The organism is Klebsiella sp. RHBSTW-00484 (assembly GCF_013705725.1).
Lineage (GTDB): Bacteria > Pseudomonadota > Gammaproteobacteria > Enterobacterales > Enterobacteriaceae > Klebsiella.
Map to the genome: position 1 here is coordinate 1 of NZ_CP055493.1, position 2,667 is coordinate 2,667.

1 protein-coding gene is annotated in these 2,667 nt (G+C 56.4%); it reads right to left on the reverse strand.

Annotated features, from left to right (window positions below; all coding sequences use genetic code 11):
- Positions 1-34: 34 nt before the first annotated feature.
- Positions 35-2,667: Tn3-like element Tn5403 family transposase (locus HV213_RS33055; RefSeq protein WP_181486580.1), on the reverse strand; the 2,633-nt coding region annotated here is incomplete at its 5' end.

Here is a 2,667-nt window from a genome sequence, read left to right on the forward strand (position 1 = left end):
TGGGGTCGGTTCCGGCTGAGGGCGAAATGACACCCTAAGCTTTCGGTTCCTTGGGCCAAAGATATTCGCCAGTCAGTAGAATGTGCGCCCAGCCCAATGGGGATATGTGGGGAAGAAATTCAGGGGGAACATCCAACCCTTCGTTCCGCCGCTCCGTGACGGCATGACCAAGATGGACGGTATTCCAGTAAATGATCACCGCAGTCAATAAATTGAGCCCAGCGATTCGGTAGTGCTGCCCCTCTGTCGTGCGATCGCGAATTTCCCCCTGCCTCCCGATACGGAGCGCATTTTTGAGCGCATGGTGGGCCTCTCCCTTGTTAAGACCGATCTGAGCACGCCGCTGCATGTCCGTATCCAGGATCCACTCAATAATGAAAAGGGTCCGTTCAATACGACCAACTTCACGAAGCGCAACTGCAAGGTTGTTTTGTCGTGGGTAAGAAGCGAGCTTGCGCAGGAGTTGGCTGGGCCTGATTTTGCCAGCGGTCATCGTCGCGGCACAACGGAAAATATCAGGCCAGTTCGCAACGATAAGATCCTCCCGGGCTTTTCCACCTACCAACTTGCGTAACTCCCTGGGGGTCGTATCGGGATTAAATACGTACAACCGCTTCGATGGCAGATCCCTGATTCGCAGAACGAGATTGTAGCCGAGCAGGCTACTGGCTCCGAACAAATGGTCGGTGAATCCTGCTGTATCGGCATACTGTTCGCGAACATGGCGACCGACCTCGTTCATCAGTAGTCCATCGAGAATATACGGTGCCTCGCTCACGGTCGCCGGGATCGACTGACAAGCGAATGGCGCGAACTGGTCGCTTACGTGAGTATACGCTTTGAGGCCGGGAACAGAACCATATTTGGCATTGACCATGTTCATGACTTCGCCATGCCGCGCTGTCGGGAAAAACTGACCATCGCTCGATGCTGACGTGCCCATCCCCCAGACGCGTGACATCGGCAGTTTACCCTGCGCGGCCACCACAATTGCCAATGCCTGGTTCATGGCTTCGCTTTCAACATGCCAGCGGGCAAGGCGTGAGAGCTGCCAGTAATCATGCGTGTTTGTAGCTTCCGCCATCTTACGCAGGCCCAGATTGAGCCCTTCAGCGAGCAGGACGTTGAGCAGACCGATCCGGTCGCGACATGGAGCCCCGGTTCTCAGATGGGTAAACGCATCTGTGAAACCAAGGGCTGCATCAACTTCAAGCAGCATGTCGGTAATCCGAACGGACGGCATTCGGCGATACAGATCCAGTATGAGTGCCTCGGCACCATCCGGCACGTCTGCTGTCAACCTGTCGATCCGCAACGTTCCATCTTCTATGCTACCGTGCGGAATAGTGCCGTTACGGGCAGCCCGGGCCAGCCGCTTAAGAGCGATCGTGAGTCGCGCCTTTCTGTCTGCCAGCCAATCCTGTGGGTTGGAAGGCACGGCCAGTTTTGCATTTTCCTGCGCCGCGATCATCGGCACCAGTACCTGCTTGAGGTCACCATAGCGGCGCGAATGAGCGAGCCAGACATCTCCGGAACGAAAAGCATCCCGGAGGTGAAAGAGTACCGCCACTTCCCAAAGACGGGTATCTCCTTTTTCCTGAGCTCGTAAATGACGGTTCCATTTGGAGCTGGGCCGCAGGAAACGCCTTTCTGGCGATGCAACACCTTTCATCTCTCCGATCGACAAAGCTGCTGCTACCAATGGTCCGGCGACCGGCGCGGCTTCGAGCTTCAGACAGCGCAACATGCGGGGCGCATAACGACGAAAGCGATGGTATCCCTGCCCGACATATGCAAGAGGCTCATCGGCTAGCGTGTTGCTGAGTTGAGTCCCTGTCGCTACCAGTTGAGCGAGCCGGTCCCATGCAACCGAACTGGCGACAGCCATCTCCAGCGGGGTTCCGTCACTGCGGGCCTCAAGCAACGAAGCTCCCAGCGCGGTGAAGGTACGGATCGTATCCGTGAGTGTGGCTTTAGAGCCGGAAATTGTTTCGTCATGCTGGCGCTTCGCTTCCCGCCAGGTTTTTCCTACGATCCTGTCATGGGTTTCGACTATGGCATCAGCAATCGCCGCTTCCCACTCCACAACACAGACGGCAAGGATCGCCCAGCGGCGGTCCGAAGTGATGTCACGCAAACCGTCGGTGAAGTAGCGTTCACCCTGCCGACGCAGCCGGGCAATGCGATGGGCAGGTATGCTGGCCAAAGCACTATGATTGATATTCAGGGTACGCAGAAATTCGAGCCTGTCGAGCAAACGGTTAGCAGCAGCCGAGTTGTTACCAACCTCGAAGTTGCGAAGCCAGATGAAACGACTGATATTGCCGGCGAGCATTTCACTCAGAAGTTTGTCCAGGTGATCGCGAACATCCGCTGTTAAATTTTCCGCAATCCGCGTTTCAATCCGCCGCTCAGCGGCGACCAGAGCATCCGCGCACAAGCGCTCGATTGTCGATACTGCGGGCAGAATGGTGGAAGTTTCCCGACACCGCACAATAAAACGATGAGCAAGATCCTCGTTTGATCTGGCATCTTCGGCCTGGCCGAAAGTCCACTCCCGCAGATCACGGGCACCACGGCCCGTGAAGGTCTTGTAGCCGTAAATTTCGCGCAGCGTGTCCATGTGCTGCTGACGGGTTTGGCGCCGTGTGGCATAAGTGAGAAGCG